Origin of the sequence: Acetobacter pomorum, assembly GCF_002738225.1 — a bacterium.
Classification (GTDB): Bacteria; Pseudomonadota; Alphaproteobacteria; order Acetobacterales; family Acetobacteraceae; genus Acetobacter; species Acetobacter pomorum.
The window spans coordinates 1-1448 of sequence record NZ_PEBQ01000092.1 but is presented as its reverse complement, the minus strand read 5'-3'; the positions used below and the strand labels follow the sequence as shown (position 1 = coordinate 1448).

General features: G+C 42.4%; 1 tRNA gene and 1 pseudogene. Both read left to right on the top strand.

Going from position 1 to position 1448, the window contains the following annotated elements:
* Position 1 precedes the first annotated feature (1 nt).
* Positions 2–71 (top strand) — tRNA-Glu (locus CSR02_RS05890).
* 438 nt (positions 72–509) lie between these two features.
* Positions 510–1448: pseudogene (locus CSR02_RS05885) on the top strand (hypothetical protein); the annotation flags it as partial.

Here is a 1448-nt window from a genome sequence, read left to right as displayed (position 1 = left end):
GTTCGTCTAGAGGCCTAGGACACCGCCCTTTCACGGCGGCAACACGGGTTCGAATCCCGTACGGGACGCCATTTTTTAAACTGAAAATTTTCAACTTCAGTTTTAGGCTATTCAACGCACGCTGGTTTAGCAGCCTGTTTTTCCTTATCAAAAACGTAAGTTTTTACAGCACCATCCTTCCTGTAATTGCGAGCTGCCCAATATATTTTTCTGCATATTGCAGATAACCTCCCATTAGGCAGCCGCACAATTCTCCTTGGCAGTATATGGCGTTAAAAGCCCCTTAGGCCATTTTTGGCTATACCCATTAATCAGTATACCGATCGCACTTAACTGCTGTGGAACGCTTAATCCTACCTTCCTCATAAGATTGTATGATTATTCCAAACAATATCGTTTTAAATTTCATAACTTTATGTTGAGATTACCCCCATTCTTTGTTATGGATTCACTGTTTGATAAAATAAAACGCAGTTGTTGTGTTTTATAAAACATTTGGGTGGTTGAAAATGTCATCATATACATGGAATGGTTCTACAGACACTTCTTGGACGACCACAGCGAATTGGACACCTTCAGAAGCTTGGATGAATAACTCATATCCAAGCCAAGATTATGCTGATGTTATTATTAACAAATCCGCAACAATTGATCTGGGTAATGGAACATATACAACTAACATAGGCACCTTTACTGTCAATAACGATGCAAACGTAGAAATTTCTGGGCCTGGATCAGTTACACCCTCTCAAGGGGTCATTATAGATTCTGGCTCCACAATCACACTCAATGGAGCAACTTTTACTTCTTCAGGTTCAGGAACCGATATTAAAGGTACGCTTCAGATAGAAGGCGGAGCAAACGTAACTTTAGAACATATAACCTCCGCAACGGGAACAATTACATTTGGCCCGGTTCCTGATAATGGTAAAAATGTTTTAAACCTCTCCATCAATCAGACCTTCCCAAATATTACAAATTTCTCTTCTGCTGATACACTTAATTTAGTGGGCTTAACGGGCGGTAGCAATATTACCAGTGTGCGTTGGGTGCAGTCCGCAGTAGGCAGTCATACTTATGCTCTGCAGTATCAGTTCGGAGGAGGAGAGGATTGGAGAACGGCAGTCACTTCCATCTCCTTTGCACAGCAGCTCGACAGCAATGGAAAGCCTGTAACAGAAAACGGGCAGCCTGTTTACTATACCCCCGCTGATCTCAATAGCTCTGCCACCGGCACAGTAGTACAGGATGAGAATGGTATCTATACCTACACAAATTCTGCCGCAAACATTGATAATAAAAATGGTGCAATTAATATCACCTGCTTCCTTTCTGGCAGCATGATCCGCACCACCAAAGGTGATGTGGCTGTGGAAAACATGCAGATTGGTGATGAAGTTGTTGCCTATGACTGGCAGAACAACAAGGACATCACCCGTTCTGTTATC